Annotated in this window: 9 protein-coding genes and 2 pseudogenes; 5 read left to right on the top strand and 6 right to left on the bottom strand. The window is 67.9% G+C overall.

Features of this window, described 5'->3' with window-relative positions:
* Position 1: 1 nt before the first annotated feature.
* A complete protein-coding gene (locus ACYVK3_RS14120) occupies positions 2-1,267 on the bottom strand; it encodes an ABC transporter substrate-binding protein (RefSeq protein ID WP_460497969.1) in 1,266 nt (421 codons plus the stop codon).
* A 146-nt stretch (positions 1,268-1,413) separates the two neighbouring features.
* Here ACYVK3_RS14120 and ACYVK3_RS14115 point away from each other — a divergent pair, with 146 nt between their 5' ends.
* From ACYVK3_RS14115 to ACYVK3_RS14105, 3 genes are all read left to right on the top strand, one after another.
* Positions 1,414-2,187, top strand: a complete 774-nt coding sequence (locus ACYVK3_RS14115; protein ID WP_460497968.1) for a FadR/GntR family transcriptional regulator — start codon at positions 1,414-1,416, stop codon at positions 2,185-2,187.
* A 172-nt stretch (positions 2,188-2,359) separates the two neighbouring features.
* Positions 2,360-5,212 carry a glycosyl hydrolase family 95 catalytic domain-containing protein gene (locus ACYVK3_RS14110; protein WP_460497967.1) on the top strand — a complete coding sequence of 951 codons (2,853 nt, stop codon included), beginning with the start codon at positions 2,360-2,362 and terminating at the stop codon, positions 5,210-5,212.
* A 55-nt stretch (positions 5,213-5,267) separates the two neighbouring features.
* Positions 5,268-6,641 (top strand): RICIN domain-containing protein, encoded by a 1,374-nt coding sequence (locus ACYVK3_RS14105; RefSeq protein WP_460497966.1) that lies wholly within the window; start codon positions 5,268-5,270, stop codon positions 6,639-6,641.
* Between the two features lie 162 nt (positions 6,642-6,803).
* Here ACYVK3_RS14105 and ACYVK3_RS14100 read toward each other — a convergent pair whose 3' ends face one another.
* The 5 genes and pseudogenes from ACYVK3_RS14100 to ACYVK3_RS14080 all read right to left on the bottom strand — a co-directional run bounded on the left by ACYVK3_RS14100 (position 6,804) and on the right by ACYVK3_RS14080 (position 13,497).
* A complete protein-coding gene (locus ACYVK3_RS14100) occupies positions 6,804-8,594 on the bottom strand; it encodes a family 43 glycosylhydrolase (protein WP_460497965.1) in 1,791 nt (596 codons plus the stop codon).
* Positions 8,595-8,674: 80 nt separating this feature from the next.
* Entirely contained in the window at positions 8,675-9,088 is a 414-nt protein-coding gene (locus ACYVK3_RS14095) for an RICIN domain-containing protein (protein ID WP_460498073.1), read from the bottom strand.
* A gap of 33 nt (positions 9,089-9,121) precedes the next feature.
* A pseudogene (locus tag ACYVK3_RS14090) lies at positions 9,122-11,108 on the bottom strand (family 43 glycosylhydrolase); the annotation flags it as partial.
* Positions 11,109-11,279: 171 nt separating this feature from the next.
* Positions 11,280-12,236 (bottom strand): annotated as a pseudogene (locus tag ACYVK3_RS14085) (non-reducing end alpha-L-arabinofuranosidase family hydrolase); the annotation flags it as partial.
* Between the two features lie 205 nt (positions 12,237-12,441).
* Positions 12,442-13,497 (bottom strand): LacI family DNA-binding transcriptional regulator, encoded by a 1,056-nt coding sequence (locus ACYVK3_RS14080; RefSeq protein ID WP_460497964.1) that lies wholly within the window; start codon positions 13,495-13,497, stop codon positions 12,442-12,444.
* Positions 13,498-13,719: 222 nt separating this feature from the next.
* On the opposite strand from ACYVK3_RS14080, the gene ACYVK3_RS14075 reads away from it, so the two are divergent.
* The gene (locus ACYVK3_RS14075) at positions 13,720-15,513 is read left to right on the top strand and encodes a ricin-type beta-trefoil lectin domain protein (RefSeq protein ID WP_460497963.1); all 1,794 of its coding nucleotides are present in this window, start codon (positions 13,720-13,722) and stop codon (positions 15,511-15,513) included.
* Positions 15,514-15,542: 29 nt separating this feature from the next.
* Positions 15,543-16,695 (top strand): endo-1,4-beta-xylanase (locus ACYVK3_RS14070; RefSeq protein ID WP_460497962.1); only part of this gene is annotated, 1,153 nt, incomplete at its 3' end.

The following is a 16,695-nucleotide window of genomic DNA, read 5'->3' as shown; positions in this document are numbered from 1 at the left end:
CCTACCCCGCCTGATCGCTTTCGGCGAGCTGGTCGAGCGCCTCGTCTACGGTTACCGAGCCGCTCAGCAGTTGCTGGGAGAGCCGTCCCGTCAACTCGAGCGTCTCGGAGGACAGGGCGACGTGCATGGCGGGCTCGCCGTCCGGAATCCGGGAGACGATCGCCGACGCGGCCGGGCCGGCGTCGGAGGCGTCGATGGTGGTGTCGGACGCGATCGCACCGGCATCGGCATGGAAGGCCTCGAGCGCGCCGGGCGAGGTCAGCGAGCGGACCAGGTCCGCCGCCAACTCGGGATCGTCGGCCCATTCGGCGACGCCGTACCCGATTCCGCCGTCGTACGGCAGGCTCGGGGTCGACTCGGGGTTGATCACCGGAGTCTCCATCACGCCGACGTTCTCGGCGCCGAGGAACTCGTTGAAGTCCTTCCAGTGCCCGACGTCGGACATCAGACCGATGACGTGGGCTGCCTCGGCGGCCTCGAAGACCGCGAACATGTCGTTGAACATGGCGGTCGAGTTCGCGCCGTCGTTGAACAAGCCGGTGTCGCCGGCCTCCTGCCACAGTTCGAAGACCCGTTTCACGTTCGGCGAGGTCCAGTCCCGGTCTCCGGCGATCCAGTCGTCGTACTCGGCGTCGGTGAGCACGCCCGAGCCGAGCCCGGAGAGCCAGAACTGAATGCCGTAGCCCTCCTTGTTCCCCTGCGCGAAGCAGACCGCACCGCTCGCCTCGGTGATGGCCGCGCAGTCGTCGACCAGCTCGTCCCAGGTGGCGGCCGGATCGTCCGAGTCGAGGCCCGCCTGCTCGTAGAGGTCCTTGTTGTAGTAGATCGGGTGGCCCTGCAGCGTGACCGGCGCCGCGTAGACGCTGCCGTCCTGGCTGAACGCCTCCCAGCCTGCGAGGCGCTCCCGGTCCTCGGCGACGTAGTCGTCGAGGGGGACCAGGGCGTCGACCCGGTCCCGCAGCTGACCGCCGCCGTTGAACATCATGACGTCGGGGCCCTCGCCGGTCTGTATGGCGGTCCCCAGCAGGTTGTAGTACTGGTCGAACGGCTGGGCCACGAATTCGACCGCGACGTCCGGGTGCTTCTCGGTGAAGTCGGCCTTCGCCTGTTCGACGTAGGATGCCGCGGTCTCGTCTCCGGATTTCCAGTCCCAGACGACGAGTGTGCCGTCGGAGTCGCCGGAGGAGTCGGGTTCCGCGGCGCTGCCGCAGCCGGCCAGCGCCAATGCCGCGATCAGGGCGGTCGCCGTTCGTGCTCGCTGCTTCATCGCGGTTCACTCTCCAGAGGGGTGGCCGGTCGCCCGGTGTTCGATGTCCAATGCGAAACGTAACTCGTATGACGTCTTATGTCAATGGAATGACGTATACTGTGCTGGCGAGTCGCGGCCCAGCGGCCTGCGCAGACGGAGGGAACATGACTGCAGTGCGGCAATCCGCCGCGGGCGATCCGGCGCCGGCGCCCGCCTGGGCCAGACGGCCCACCAATCTGGCGAAGGCGGTCACCGCGGAGCTGGTGCAGCGCATCGTTCGCGGCGAGTATCCGGCGGGCGCCCCGCTGCCGCCGGAGCCGGCCCTGTGTCAAGCGTTCTCGGTGAGCCGCACCGTCGTCCGTGAGGCCGTGAAGATCCTGCAGGAGAAGGGCCTGGTCCAGATCCGCCAGGGCTCGGGGACCACCGTGCTGCCCTCGACCGCGTGGAACATGCTCGACGAGCTCGTGCTCGGCGCCAGCATCGCCGAGGACGAGAGCCTGGCGATCCTCGACGACCTCGTCGTCACTCGGCGCCTGCTCGAATCCGACATGGCGCACGGCGCCGCCCGCATCGCCGACCAGGACGCGATCGACCGGATGCGCGCGCTCGTGAACCGCATGGACGGGCTCGTCGACGACCCCGCCTCGTATCACGAGCAGGATCGGGCCTTCCACGACACGGTCATGCGGGCCTCGGGCAACCGCATCGCGCGCGCCGTCGTGCGTTCCCTGGAGGGCCAGGTCATCAACACCGCCAGCTACATGGGCCGCACCGAGCGGTCCCTGTGCCTGGCCTCCAATCAAGGGCATCGCCGCGTCTACGAGCGCATCGCCGAGCGCGACGCGGACGGCGCCGCCGAGGCGATGTTCACGCACATCACCGACGCGTGGCTCGTCCGCCGCAGCGGGCAGGGCGATCCCGAGCGCCTCGAGCGATGAGGCCGCCGAGTGACGCCGCATGATAGATCTGATGAATCCTCCAGATGCTTTCGCCGTAGTCGAACTTTACGGCGAAATATTCGCATACTTGACTCGATAGATCCAATCTTTATAGGCTGTCTTCGATATTCAGAGTCCTGGCCGCGTTCGCGACCACCCTCGGAGGATCGACATGGCAGCGCTGCGGCGAAGACAAGTGATCAAATACGGAGCGGTGGGGGCTCTCGCCGCGCCACTGCAGTGGGCGGCACCGGTCGCGGCTTCGGCAGCGCCATCGGCGGTGCGGGACGCCGGTGACCTGGCGCTGTGGTACGACGAGCCGGCGGGCAGCGACTGGCTGCGCGCCCTCCCGGTCGGCAACGGCCGGCTCGGCGCGATGGTGTTCGGCAACTACGCCTCAGAGCGATTGCAGCTCAACGAGGACACGGTCTGGGCGGGCGGCCCGCACGATTACGGCAATCCCGCCGGGGCCGACGCCCTCCAGCAGATCCGCCAACTGGTCTTCGCCGACCGGTGGAGCGAGGCCCAGGACCTCATCGACCAGACCATGCTCGGCAGCCCCGCCGGCCAGCTCGCCTACCAGCCCGTCGGCGACCTCAACCTCGCCTTCCCCGGCATCGGCGGGACCTCCGAGTACGAGCGGTGGCTCGACCTGACCACGGCCGCCACCGGCGTCGCCTACCTCGCGAACGGCGTGCGCTACCGGCGCGAGGTCATCGCCACCGCCCCGGACCAGGTCATCGCCGTGCGCCTCACCGCCGACACCGCCGGTCGGATCTCGTTCACCGCCTCGTTCGACACCCCGCAGCTAGCGTCGGTGTCCAGCCCCGACGGCCGCACGATCGCCCTCGACGGCAGGTCAGGCGACCAACGGGGCATCGCCGGCCCGGTCGGGTTCCTCGCGCTGGCGCGGGCCGTCGTCGAAGGGGGCAGCGCGAACGCCGCCCGTGGCACGCTCCAGGTGTCGGACGCCGACGCCGTGACGCTGCTGATCTCGATCGGGACGAGCTACGTCGACTATCAGAGCGTTAACGGTAACTACCAAGGGATCGCCTGGGACCACCTCGACTCGGCGACGAACGTCCACTACGACGACCTCCGGTCCCGGCACGTGGCCGACTACCAGAACCTCTTCGGCCGCACCACGATCGACCTCGGCCGGACTGCCGCGGCCGACTGGCCGACCGATGACCGCATCGCCGACCACGGCTTCGTCGACGACCCCCAGTTCTCGGCCCTGCTGTTCCAATACGGCCGGTACCTGCTGATCTCCTCCTCGCGTCCCGGCACCCAGCCAGCCAACCTCCAAGGCCTCTGGAACGAGTCGATGAGCCCGGCGTGGGAGTCGAAGTACACGCTCAACGCCAACCTGCCGATGAACTACTGGCCGGCCTGCACGACGAACCTCGCCGAGTGCCTCGAGCCGGTGTTCGACATGGTCGAGGACCTCTCGCGCACTGGGGCTCGGGTCGCCGACGTGCAGTACGGCGCGGGCGGCTGGGTGACCCACCACAACACCGACGGTTGGCGGGGCGCCTCAGTCGTCGACGGGGCGCTGTGGGGAATGTGGCAGACCGGCGGCGCCTGGCTCGCCACCCAGATCTGGGAGCACTACCGCTTCACCGGCGACGCCAAGCTCCTCCAGGCGAACTATCCGCTGATGAAAGGCGCCGCACAGTTCTTCCTCGAGACCCTGGTGGAGGAACCGAACCTCGGATGGCTGGTCACCAACCCGTCGAACTCACCAGAACTGCCTCACCACAACGGCGTCAGCGTCTGCGCCGGCCCCACTATGGACATGCAAATCCTGCGAGACCTGTTCGACGCCTGCGCGGACGCCGGCGAGGTGCTGGACATCGACTCCGACTTCCGGTCGCAGGTCCAAGCCGCGCGAGACCGATTGGCGCCCACGCGGGTCGGCTCACGCGGAAACATCATGGAATGGCTTCACGACTGGATCGAGACCGAGACGGACCACCGCCACATCTCGCACCTCTACGGTCTCCATCCGAGCAACCAGATCACCAAGCGCGGCGCCCCTGAACTGTTCCAGGCCGCCCGCCGGACCCTCGAGCTGCGCGGCGACGCGGGCACCGGCTGGTCGCTGGCCTGGAAGATCAACTACTGGGCGCGCATGGAGGAAGGCACCAGAGCACACGACCTGATCCGTCACCTGGTGACGCCCGAGCGGCTCGCTCCCAACATGTTCGACCTGCACCCGCCGTTCCAGATCGACGGCAACTTCGGCGCGACCTCAGGCATCGCCGAGATGCTGCTCCAGAGCCACAGCGGCGAACTCCACCTGCTGCCCGCGCTGCCGTCCGCCTGGCCGACCGGGAACGTCGTGGGCCTGCGCGGCCGCGGCGGCTTCACCGTCGGCGCCGTCTGGAGCGCGGGCTCGATCGACGAGCTCACCGTCACACCCGATCGCGACGGCGCGGTCAAGGTCCGCAGCCGGATGTTCACGGGCGACTACGAGCTCGTGGACGAGACCAACGGTGCGGCGATCGATCCGAGCCAGCCGGAGGGCGACCTGATCGAGTTCGACGGCCAGGCCGAACACCTCTATCGCGCGACCGCTCTCGGCGGAGGATCGGTGGTCGAGCCCGGCGTGCATTACCGGTTGGTGGCGCAGCACAGCGGGAAGGCTGCCGACATCGAGGGCGCCTCGACCGCCGCCGGGACCGCGCTCGTCCAGTGGTCGCTCCACGGGGGCACCAATCAGCAGTTCGACTTCCTCGACTCCGGCGGCGGGTTCTGGCGCATCCGGGCCCGCCACTCTGGTCTGGTCTTGGAGGTGTCCGGCTCCGGGACCGGTGCCGACATCACCCAGCAGCCCGACACCGGCGCGGCGAGCCAGCAATGGACGGTCACCGACCACGGCGGCGGCACCGTCAGCCTGATCAACCGCCACAGCGGCCTGGCCATGGACGTCTGGAGCCAATCCACCGACGACGGCGCCCGCATCTCCCAATGGAACCCCACAGGCAGCGCCAACCAGCTGTTCAATCTCCAACGCACCTGACACACCCAGCCGGTGCGCCGCCGATGGCGCGCCGGCCGAACAAGAAGGAGTACCGATGTCCCAAGACGAAGCCTCTGCCCCCGCGCGGCGTCCGGCCCCGCGGGCCGGCCAGCGACCGCCGCGAACCCTGCGGGCCAGGATCCTCGCGCTGTCGGCGATCGTCCTCACCGTGTTCGCCGTCGGAGTGACCGCGAACGGCGCCTCCGCGCAGGAGGCGAACGAGAGCGCAGGATGCGGCACCTCGCCGAACCTGTCGAGCGGCACGCACAGCATCAATGTCAACGGCACCGACCGCAGCTTCACCCTGAAGGTGCCCGACAACTATGACAACAGCTACGCGCACCGGCTGATCTTCGGGCTCCACTGGTGGGGCGGCACCGCGGGCGACGTCGCCTCGGGCGGCAGCGACGGCGCCGTCTACGCCCACTACGGGCTCGAAGCACAGGCGAACGGCACCGCGATCTTCGTCGCGCCTCAGGGCATCGACAACGCTTGGCCTGACACCGGAGGCAGGGACGTGGCGTTCTTCGACGCCATGATCCAGCGAATCGAGCGCACCCTGTGCGTCGACCAGTCGCAGCGCTTCTCGCTCGGGTTCAGCTACGGCGGGGCCATGAGTTACGCGCTCGCGTGCGCGCGGCCGAACGAGTTCCGCGCGGTCGCGGCCATCGCCGTCCCCGGACCGGTCAGCGGATGCAACGGCGGCGACCAGGCCGTCGCGTATATGGGCATCCAGGGCGTCACCGACAGCATGCCGCAGGCGCGGGGGATGCGCGACCGGTTCGTCAACAACAACGGCTGCAACTCCCAGAACCCGCCCGAGCCCGCCTCGGGCAGCGGTACCCACATCACCACGGCCTACTCGGGCTGCCAGGAAGGCTATCCGGTCGTCTGGGCCGCGTTCGACGGCGGACACCAGCAGGGACCCGTGGACGGATGCACCGGCTGCGAGAGCGGCGCCAGAAGCTGGGTCAAGGGCGAGGTGTGGAACTTCTTCACTTCGCTCGGCGACTTCGAACCGCAGCCGCCCGGATCGAGCGGTCATGTGGCGTCGGTGGGGTCGGGGCGGTGTCTGGATGTGCCGGATCAGTCGACGGCGGACGGGACGCAGGTGCAGATCTATGACTGCTGGAGTGGGGCGAACCAGCAGTGGACGTACTCCGATTCCGGTGAGTTGAGCGTCTACTCGGGTGGTTCGCGCAAGTGCCTGGACGCTGAGGGCGGGGGTGCGGCCGATGGGACGGCGGCGATCATCTGGTCGTGCCACGGCGGGTCGAACCAGCGGTGGAACGTGAACGCGGACGGCTCGATCACGAACGCCGAATCGGGGCTGTGCCTGGACGTGTCCGGCGCCTCCACCGCCAACGGCGCCCTGGTCCAGCTGTGGACCTGCCACGGCGGCGACAACCAACGCTGGAATGTGCAGTGATCGTTTCGTGTCGTCTCCGGCTCCGATATCAGGCCGTGGCCCCGATACCGGCACACTGAACCGCTACGCCGTCGCCGCGATCTGACCGCGGCCGACACAACGACCGGGTGGCCCGAACGGGCCACCCGGTCGTTTCCCTCCGGAATAAAGCGCGAGATGGGCCTATGCGAGGGCCCATCGCTGGTTGGATCCTCCGTGACAGGTCCACAGCTGGACGAGACTTCCATTGGCGGTGGAGGCGCCGGACACGTCCAGGCACAGCCCCGATTCGGCGTTCGTGATCGAGCCGTCCGCGTTCACGTCCCACCGCTGGTTCGACCCGCCGTGGCACGACCAGATGATCACCGCCGTCCCATTCGACGTTCCGCCTCCGGACGCGTCCAGGCACTTGCGTGAACCCCCTGAATAGACGCTCAGCTCAGCGGAATCGGAGTACGTCCACTGCTGACCGGAACCGTTGTCGCAGTCCCAGACCTGCACCTGGATGCCGTCCTCGGTGGACGCGTTCGGCACGTCCAGGCACTTCCCGGCCCCCACCGCGCGCAGTCCGCCCAGACCGCCGCCGCTCCCGGACGGATCGAACCGCCACCAGTCCATGTTGAACAGGTAGCCGCTGCCGCCGGTGAACCGCAGATACAGATCCTGCGTGCCCGTCGCGCCGCTGACCGGGCACGAGACTGTCGTCCAGGTCTGCCAGCCGCCGGTGGCCGGGACACCGCACGTGCCCGCCAGCGTGCCGCTGGGGCCGCCGAGGCGAAGTTCGATGTCGCCGCCGCTTCCGGCCGATGCGACGCTCGCGTTGAACGAGGCCGCGCCGGAACCGAAGTCGACCCCCTTGACCTTGATCCAGTCCCCGTTCTCGATCCACCCGACGTTCATGCCGTCCGCGCCGGAGGACTCGGTCTCGACGCCGTTCGCCCAGGCGATCGTCTCGGCCTCCTGCCGGACGTAGGGGTCGAGGACGCCGATCTGCGGTGCTCCGGTCTCGGTCATGTTGATGGTCGGAATGGTGCCGTCCGGATTGTAGGAGAACCGCTCGACGGCGACCGATCTGGTGAAGCCGCCGCCGCCCGGCAGGGCGCCGTTGTGGTAGAAGAAGTACGATCCGCCCTTGTAGTCGATGACTCCGGGATGGTTGGTGAAGCTGCTGCCCTGCGTCGGCATGACCGTCCCCCGGTAAGTCCACGGACCGGTCGGTCCCGGGGCGGTCGAGTAGGCGATGTGCTCCGAGCAGCATTCGGCGGCGAACACCATGTAGTACAGGCCGTCGCGCTTGTAGACCCAGGGGCCCTCCTCGTAGAGCGTGGGGCGGTCCGAATCCCCCGATCGCTCGCCGAATCCCTGAGCGGTGAGCGGGATCTGAGTCGGACTGCCGGAGAAGGAGATCATGTCCTCGTTGAGCTTCAGGTACCACAGGTTCGGGTTGCCCCAGTAGAGATAGGCCTGCCCGTCATCGTCGATGAAGACCGACGGGTCGATCTCGCCGTTCTCGACCAGCGGATGTCCTAGGGCGTCCTCGAACGGACCGGTCGGGCTGTCCGAGACGGCGACGCCGATCGCCATCCGGCCGGTCGCGTCATTGACGACCGGAACGTACCAGTAGAACCTGCCGTTCCGCTCGACGGCCTGGCCGGCCCAGGCGTCCTGCCTCGCCCAGCTGAAGGTGTCGAGGCTCAGTGGGGAGCCGTGGTCGGTCCAGTTGACCATGTCGTCGGACGACCAGACCCGCCAGTCGCGCATGTCGAACCAGGTGGCGCCGTCTTCGTCGTGGCTGGTGTAGAGGTAGACGCGGCCGTCGTGCACCAGCGGTGCCGGGTCGGCGGTGTAGACGGTCTGGATGATCGGATTGTCGGCCTTCGCCGTGGTCGGCGCCAGTGCCACGGCAAGTATCAGTGTCGCGGCCGCTGCGAGGCTGCGCCGGAATACAGCGCCTGCGCGCCGGGTCCGTCTCATGGTTCATGTTCCTCTCGGGGGCGATGTTCGGGAAGTCGGAGTGTCCCTCGTCCGGTCAGGACCGAGCACTGACCTGACGATCAGAGGCGTTGGAGATTGAACAGCTGGTTGGCGCTGCCGGTGGGGTTCCATTGGGAGATGCGGGCGCCGTCGTCGGTGGATTGGCTCCAGACGTCCATGGCCAGGCCGCTGTGGCGGTTGATCAGGCTGACGGTGCCGCCGCCGTGGTCGGTGACCGTCCATTGCTGGCTCGCCGCGCCGGTGTCGGGCTGCTGGGTGATGTCGGCACCGGTCCCGGACCCGGACACCTCCAAGACCAGACCAGAGTGGCGGGCCCGGATGCGCCAGAACCCGCCGCCGGAGTCGAGGAAGTCGAACTGCTGATTGGTGCCCTCGTGGAGCGACCACTGGACGAGCGCGGTCCCGGCGGCGGTCGAGGCGCCCTCGATGTCGGCGGCCTTCCCGCTGTGCTGCGCCACCAACCGGTGATACACGCCGGGCTCGGGGCCGGACGAGCCCGAACCGTCCGGCGTCGACAACTCGAAACGTCGTACGGTGACCGCGCCGCCGAGCGAACCGGTGGCGTAGTTGAAGACGGCGAAGCGGTAGCCCATGAAGAACTGCCACGCGTTCTTCAAGGTGAAGCCCGGTCCCAGGCGGGTGAAGTCGGTTCCGTTCGCGCTGTAAGAGAACAGCGCTTGGCGGCCCGAGCCCGGGCGGATGTCGGTCTCGACGCGGAGCCAGACCGTGTCGCCGGCCAAGCCGGTTCCGGCGGCCTCCGATCCGGTGGAGATCGTGTTCCAGTCGCCGTCCATCTCGATGTTGTTCACCATGGCGACTCGGTTGGCACCGTTGTCGCGTTTCACGCCGATCCAGGCCGAGGAATCGCGCAGCATCGCCAGGCCGGCTCGGTCCCCGTCGCGCATGGAGGAGCAGTCGAGTTCAATCGTGGCTGTCGAAGTCGGGCCTTGGACGCGGTGAGTGAGGGTGTTCCGCGCCCAGTACAGGTCGCCGGTGACCGTCGCGGTCTGCAGTCGCAGGCCACCGCCGGTCGACCATCGTCCGTTGTCGGGGTTGTGGTTCCACTCCCACTTGGGATTCAGGGCCGGACCGTCGAAGGTGTCGACGCCGGTCAGCGGTGCGGTTTCGCGCGGCGGCAGGTTCGGCAGTGGATACTCTCGTCCCCAGGCGCCGTTGACGGTCTGGAGTTGCGGCCAGCCGTCACCGGTCCAGGTGATCGGGGCCAATGTGGGGACCCGACCGCCGGGGTAGGCGTCGGTGAAGGCCATGTAGTACCAGTCGCCCCCAGGGGTGTCGACGAGACCACCCTGGTGGGGCACGCCACCGCCGTCGATTGGGCCCGGCAGGTCCAGCAGCAGCTGCCGCATTTCGTACGGCCCCCAAGGCCCGGAGGTCGATTTGAGGATGTACTGGCCGTTGGCCGGGCGAGTCACGAAGATGTAGTAGTTCCCGTTGATCTTGTAGAAGCGGGCGCCTTCGAGCACGCCGGGCGGGCTCGGCGTCTGGAAGACCGCCTGGTCGCGGACCTCGCGGCTCGCGTCGGCCGAGAGCTGGGCGACGCGGATCTCCGTGTTGCCGTAGGCGACGTAGACGGAGTCGTCGTCGTCGAACAGCAGACCGGCGTCGAAGTAGGACCGGCCGATCTGCGCGTGCCGGCTCCAGGGTCCCTCGGCGGCCGGGGCGGTGTAGACGTAGGTGTTGGCGAAGTCGATCTGGCCGATCCAGTAGAACCGTCCGTCGCTCGGACGGTGATTCAGCGAGGACGCCCAGATGCCGCGGACGTAGCCCCTGGCGCCGTCGAGGTCGTATTTGGCGCCGAAGTCGAGCCGCGGCACCGAGTGGCCGGCGAACTCCCAGTTGACCAGGTCCCACGAGCGGAGGACCGGGGCGCCGGGGGAGTAGTGCATCGTGGAGGCCGACAGGTAGAAGGTGTCGCCGACGCGGATGATGTCGACGTCGGCGAAGTCCTGCCAGATCACCGGGTTGGTGAAGGTCTGCTGGGCCTGGGCCCCGGTCGCGGGGATGTTCACGACCGAAGCCGCGAGCACCCCCGCCCCGGTGGCCAGGACCGCGCGGCGAGTGCCGGTGCGATCAAGCCATGACATTGGAGATCACTGCCCTTTCAGCGTTTTATGCGAGGTTCCAGCGTTGGTTGTCGCCGCCGTGGCAGGTCCACAGCTGGACCAGGGCGCCGTTGGCGGTGGAGGCGCCGGACACGTCCAGGCACAGCCCCGATTCGGCGTTCGTGATCGAGCCGTCCGCGTTCACGTTCCACCGCTGGTTCGACCCGCCGTGGCACGACCAGATGATCGCCGCCGTCCCATCGGCCGCACCCCCGCCCTCAGCGTCCAGGCACTTGCGCGAACCACCCGAGTAGACGCTCAACTCACCGGAATCGGAGTACGTCCACTGCTGGTTCGCCCCACTCCAGCAGTCGTAGATCTGCACCTGCGTCCCGTCCGCCGTCGACTGATCCGGCACATCCAGACACCGACCCGACCCCACCGACGCCACATGGCCCCCGTCGCCACCACCACCGGTGCTGCCGCAGTCGGAGGTGGGGTTCGTGTGGGTGAGGAGTCCGAGGCGGTAGGGCAGTTGCGAGTAGTCGCCGCCGGAGTTCGGGTCCCTGCCCTGATAGAGGTACTGCATGTTGCACGGGTCGATCTCCATGGTCTGGTCGCCGTCGGTGCGGACCAACTCGCCGTGGCTGATGTCGGACGTCCAGGAGCCGCCGGGGAAGGAGACGTTGTTGGAACGGGCGAACGGGTTGGACTCGGTGTCGGCCAGCGGGGTCCACTCCCCGAAGTTCGCGTCCAGCCGGTTCGAGGTCCACGAGCGGAAGTACCGGGCGCCGTTCGAGCCGATGGCCTCGATGATGAGCAGATATTGGTCGGTGTCGCCGACCTTGTAGACGTTGGTGGCCTCGAACAGGCTGTTGTCGGGCGCCTCCATGAACAGCTCGACCTCGCCGAAGCCGTTCGGGAACTCCGCCACCGTCGTCTGGGCCCGGTAGAACTGCTGCTTGTCGTTGTTGAAGAACATGTAGCAGTTCACGTCGTCGCAGGTGATCCAGTAGTCGACGACGTATGAGGAGTTTCCGTCGGCGATCCCGTGCGAGCTCATGAAGTTCTGCGCCGGCGAGGCGGTCTGCGGCTGCGAGGGGTGGTCGATGGTGGAGAAGGAGGGCAGGCCGGTCTGGTAGACCAGGTACCACTGGTCGTCCGGTGCGAAGTAGAACACCTGCGGGGCGGCGCGGTAGCCGCCGCCGATGGCGGTCTGGGACAAGTGGTACTGGGAAGCCTGCCCGGCCTGCGACCAGTCGGTGAATCCGCCGAAGTAGGTCAGCGACCAGCCGCCGTTCGTGTCGGCGGTGGTGGCGTACACGTGGTATTGCCCGTCGACCTGGACCACCGAGGGGTCCTTGACCGATACCAGAGTGCGCCCCGGAGCGGTCTGCTGCGGCGCGACCAATGCGCCGGTGGATTGCCACTGGAAGGTCGAGGGCAGGGGCTCGGCCTGTGCCGGGGAAGTGGCGGCGGTGAGGGTGGCCGCTACGAGAGCGGTTACGAACGCGATCGCCAGCCAGGCGATCCGCGCTCGAGCTGCTGATGGTTTCATTGTGGGCCTTTCTGATAGTGACCGCGAGCACCTGTTACCGCTCACAAGCTCGCGAGTCTCCGAAAGTTTCCACGACTCCACCGAAAATACGGAGCCGTGGACACAGGATAACCAGAGACCTTCGAACATGTAAATAGGTCGATGTGTGGCAACTATCTTCCCGGGCACCGGCGCCTGCCTCTATGGGCCGCCGCGCCGTTGTGCTTCACCCGCCGCGGGAGGCGGGAGGGGCGGTGCTGGCACGCACGATGAGTTCGGTGGCGAGTTCGACGCGCTGCCGAGGGAGCGCCTCGCCGCGGGCGAGGGTGAGGAGCATGTCGGCGGCCGCGGACGCCATTGCTCGCAGCGGCTGGCGAACGGTGGTGAGCGGGGGGATGTTCCACTCGGCCATGGGCAGGTCGTCGTAGCCGACCACGCTCAGATCCTCCGGGATGCGCAGTCCGGCTTCGGCCGCGGCCTGATACACGCCCAGGGCCTCGCCGTCGTTGCCGGCGACGACCGCGGTCGGCGGGTCGCTCAGTCGCAGCAGCTCGCGGGTGTGGTTCCTGCCGTCGGCGATCTGATAGTCGCCGATGCGCACCAGCGCAGGATCGACCGAGACCCCCGCCAGGTCCATGGCGGCCCGGTAGCCGTCGAGCCGGGCCCGGGCCGAAAGGACGTGCTCGGGTCCGGTGATCGCTGCGATGCGGCGGTGGCCGAGCCCCAGGAGGTGGCGGGTGGCCGTGAGCCCGCCGTTCCAGTTGTTGGCGCCCACCGCTGCTGACTCTAGGTCGGGGTCGCCGGCCGGATCGACGAGCACGAGCGGGATGTCGCGGCTCCGGAGCTGCTCGCGCTGCTCGGCGGTGAGCTCGGTGAATACCGCGATGACACCCGTGGGGCGGTGGGCCAGCACATCCTCGACCCAACCGCGTCCGGGGGTGTGGCGACCCTCGAGCTCGGAGACGACCACCCCGAGCCGGTGTTCCCGGGCCACCTGTGCGACGCCGTTGATGATCTCGATCCCGTATAGGCCCTGCAGCTCGTGGAAGACGACCTCCAGCAGCGGGGCCGCCTTGACCGGTCGTTTCTGGCGTCGGTAGCCGTATCGGCGGATGAGGCCCTCGATCAGCTCACGGGTCTCCGGGGCGACGTTGTCACGCCCGTTGACCACCTTCGAGACCGTCGCGACCGACACGCCCGCGTGATCGGCGATCTGCGCGATGGTCAGTGGCACGCCGTCGCCCTTGGCGTGGGTGGAAGCGCTTTCGTCGGCCGAAGTCATTGAGGAAGCTTAGCGTTCCAATGCCCGATCGTTCTGCCCAGTGGCGGCAGAGGCGGCGGCGCACTTGACGAGACATCGATCTATATCTATAGTTCGACGCAAGTAAGTTTCCAAGAATATACGGAAACTTTCGTATGCTCTGGAATCGTGCGCGGTTCGCCTCCCGGTACCGCTGGCCGCGCCGTCTGCTGAGCACTCGATCGCAAGGAGAAGCACACGGACATGAGAGCGATAACATGGCGTGGCCGCGCCGCGATGACGATCGGTGCCGTATTGGCGCTGGTGGTGGCGGCGTTGGTCGTGACGCCCGGTGAGAGCCGCGCGCAAGTGTCACTCAACGTGGACCTGGCCTCTGAAGTGGGGCCGTCGAAGGACGTCGGCCTGGGGTTCCTGTACGGCGTCACCGGGGACGGTCGGCAACCGGCGGATGAGTTCCTCGAACCGCTCCGCATGAACGCCTTCCGAGCAGGAGGGCACATGACGCGCGGCTGGATCGAGGACGGCTACCAGTTCGGCCCCGCAACACAGACCATCATCGATTCGCTCGTCGCCCAAGCCGAGCGTTTCACCGCCCCGCCCTATGAGGCGCAGTACCAGGTCATCCTGAGCGACGTCTACGGCGCGTTCGGAGGCCAGGGGGCCGACACGATGTACCCGTGCGACAACGGCGACTGCTCGAACTGGGCCGACTTCGTCGCCACCGTGGTCGAAACCCTCAGAGACACCGGGATGCCGATGTCGTACGACATCTGGAACGAACCCGACATCGAGATCTTCTGGACCCGCGGAGTCAACAGCGAGCAGTACTTCCAGATGTGGGACACCGCGGTCCGAGAGATCCGACGCGTCGACCCCGACGCGATCATCCTCGGCCCGTCCTTCGCCTACACGCCGGAACGCCGACCAGAGCAATGGCAGACGTGGCTGGCGCACACCAAAGCCGCCGACACCCTGCCCGACTGGATCGCCAACCACACCCTCGGCGTGGTCGACGACCCGGTGTCCGTCGGGCGATCCACGCTCGACGCCCTCGCCGCGAACGGAATCCCACCGCTGCCGATGTCCGCCAACGAGTACCAGCCCGCCGACATGCAGACGACCAACGTGCTGGCCTGGTACCTCGCCCGCTTCGCCCAGTCCGACTACGCCAACGCGCTGCGCGGCAACTGGGTCTGCTGCCTGACACCCAACCTGACCGGCCTCCTGACCGAGACCGCCGGCGGCTGGCAGCCGACCGGACTGTGGTGGACCATGCGCGCCTACGCGGACATGACCGGAACCCTGGTCTCCACCTCCGAGCAGGTGGGTGGCACGGCCATCTCCGCGGCCAAGGACAGCGACAACCAGCGGGCCGTCGCCATCGTCGGCGACATCAACGGCTACACCGGCTCGGCGTCGGTCACCTTCGACGGACTCGCATCGACGCCCTGGCTCGCCGCCGACGGCAACGTCCACGTCACCGTCCAACGGTTGCCGGAACAGGCGCCCCTGAACGCGCCGCAAGTCGTCTTCGAGCAGGACATGAGCGCCTCCAACGGCTCGATCACGGTCCCGTTGAACTTCCAGCAGTCGAACGATGCCTACGCCGTCTACCTGACGCCCGGCGGCCAATCCGGTGATCAGTCCGGGGAGCTGGCCGCCGTCGAGGCGAACCGGTGCCTGGACGTGCCGAACCAGTCCACCCAGGCTGGCACCCAGGTGCAGATCTGGAACTGCTGGGGCGGGTCGAACCAGACCTGGACCCACACCGCCGCAGGCGAGTTGTCCGTCTACAGCGGCGACTCGCGAATGTGCCTGGACGCCTACGAGAACCAGGCGAGCCCCGGTAGCCCGGTCGTCGTCTGGCCATGTCACGGCGGCACCAACCAGCAATGGCGGCGCAACTCGGACGGCACCGTCACAGGAGTCCAGTCCGGACTCTGCCTGGACGCGGCTGAGTCCGGGACGGCCAATGGCACCCAAGTGATCCTCTGGACCTGCAACGGCGGCTCCAATCAGCAATGGACCCTTCGATAACTATTCCTCCCGACAACAAAGGAAGCTCAATGATCAACAGTTCACCGAGGCGACGGCGCCGCGGCTGGTCGGCGATCGCCGCCGTCACGACCGCGACCCTTGCCGCCACGACCGCGCTGGTGATGTCCTCCGGGACCGCCCAAGCCGCCGATACGCTCGGCGCCTCGGCGGCCGAGAGTGGCCGGTACTTCGGCGCGGCGGTCGTCCCCAGCCTCCTCAACGACTCGCGCTACTCGTCCGCGCTGAACGGCGACTTCAACAGCGTCGTCGCCGAGAACGCCATGAAGTGGGACGCCACTGAACCGAACCCGGGCCAGTTCAACTTCAGCGGCGGTGACCAGATCGTCGCCTACGCCCAAAGCCACGGCATGAGCGTGCGCGGACACACCCTGGTCTGGCACGCCCAGCAGCCGGGTTGGGTCCAGGGCCTCACCGGGAACAGCCTGCGCGAGGCCATGCTCAACCACATCAGCGGCGTCGCCGGTCACTGGCGCGGCGACATCGAGTCCTGGGATGTCGTCAACGAGGCCTTCGAGTGGGACGGCAGCCGCCGCCAGTCGAACCTCCAGCAGCAGCTGGGCGACGGCTGGATCGAAGAGGCGTTCCGCGCCGCCGACGCGGCCGACCCGAACGCCAAGCTCTGCTACAACGACTACGGCACCGACGCGATCAACGCCAAGAGCACCGCCATCTACAACATGGTGCGCGACTTTCAGTCCCGCGGCGTCCCGATCGACTGCGTCGGCTTCCAGAGCCACCTCAGCTGGGATTCCGACCTCAGCACCTACCAGGCCAACCTCCAGCGTTTCTCGGACCTCGGCGTCGACGTGGAGATCACCGAACTGGACATCGGCGGCTCCGGCGGCGGTCAGGCCGCCGCCTACCGGACGGTGACCGAAGCATGCATGGCCGTCGCCCGCTGCACCGGCATCACGACGTGGGGCATCACCGACCTCCATACCTGGCGCCCGAACGACTCGCCGCTCCTGTGGGACTCGAACTACCAGAAGAAGGAGGCCTACTACGCCGTGCTCGACGCTCTGAACAACGGCAGTACCGGTGGTGGTGGCGACGGGGGCCATGTGGCGTCGGTGGGGTCGGGGCGGTGTCTGGATGTGCCGGATCAGTCGACGGCGGACGGGACGCAGGTGCAGATCTATGACTGCTGGAGTGGGGCGAACC

The organism is Glycomyces tarimensis (genome assembly GCF_054776215.1).
Note: the sequence above shows the minus strand (reverse complement) of the source record. Positions and strands in the feature narration are given on the sequence as shown.

What these genes read in the sequence shown, in the direction of transcription:
- ACYVK3_RS14120 (WP_460497969.1), bottom strand. Translation starts at nt 1,267, where the DNA reads ATGAAGCAGCGAGCACGAACGGCGACCGCCCTGATCGCGGCATTGGCG.
- ACYVK3_RS14115 (WP_460497968.1), top strand. Translation starts at nt 1,414, where the DNA reads ATGACTGCAGTGCGGCAATCCGCCGCGGGCGATCCGGCGCCGGCGCCC.
- ACYVK3_RS14110 (WP_460497967.1), top strand. Translation starts at nt 2,360, where the DNA reads ATGGCAGCGCTGCGGCGAAGACAAGTGATCAAATACGGAGCGGTGGGG.
- ACYVK3_RS14105 (WP_460497966.1), top strand. Translation starts at nt 5,268, where the DNA reads ATGTCCCAAGACGAAGCCTCTGCCCCCGCGCGGCGTCCGGCCCCGCGG.
- ACYVK3_RS14100 (WP_460497965.1), bottom strand. Translation starts at nt 8,594, where the DNA reads ATGAGACGGACCCGGCGCGCAGGCGCTGTATTCCGGCGCAGCCTCGCA.
- ACYVK3_RS14080 (WP_460497964.1), bottom strand. Translation starts at nt 13,497, where the DNA reads ATGACTTCGGCCGACGAAAGCGCTTCCACCCACGCCAAGGGCGACGGC.
- ACYVK3_RS14075 (WP_460497963.1), top strand. Translation starts at nt 13,720, where the DNA reads ATGAGAGCGATAACATGGCGTGGCCGCGCCGCGATGACGATCGGTGCC.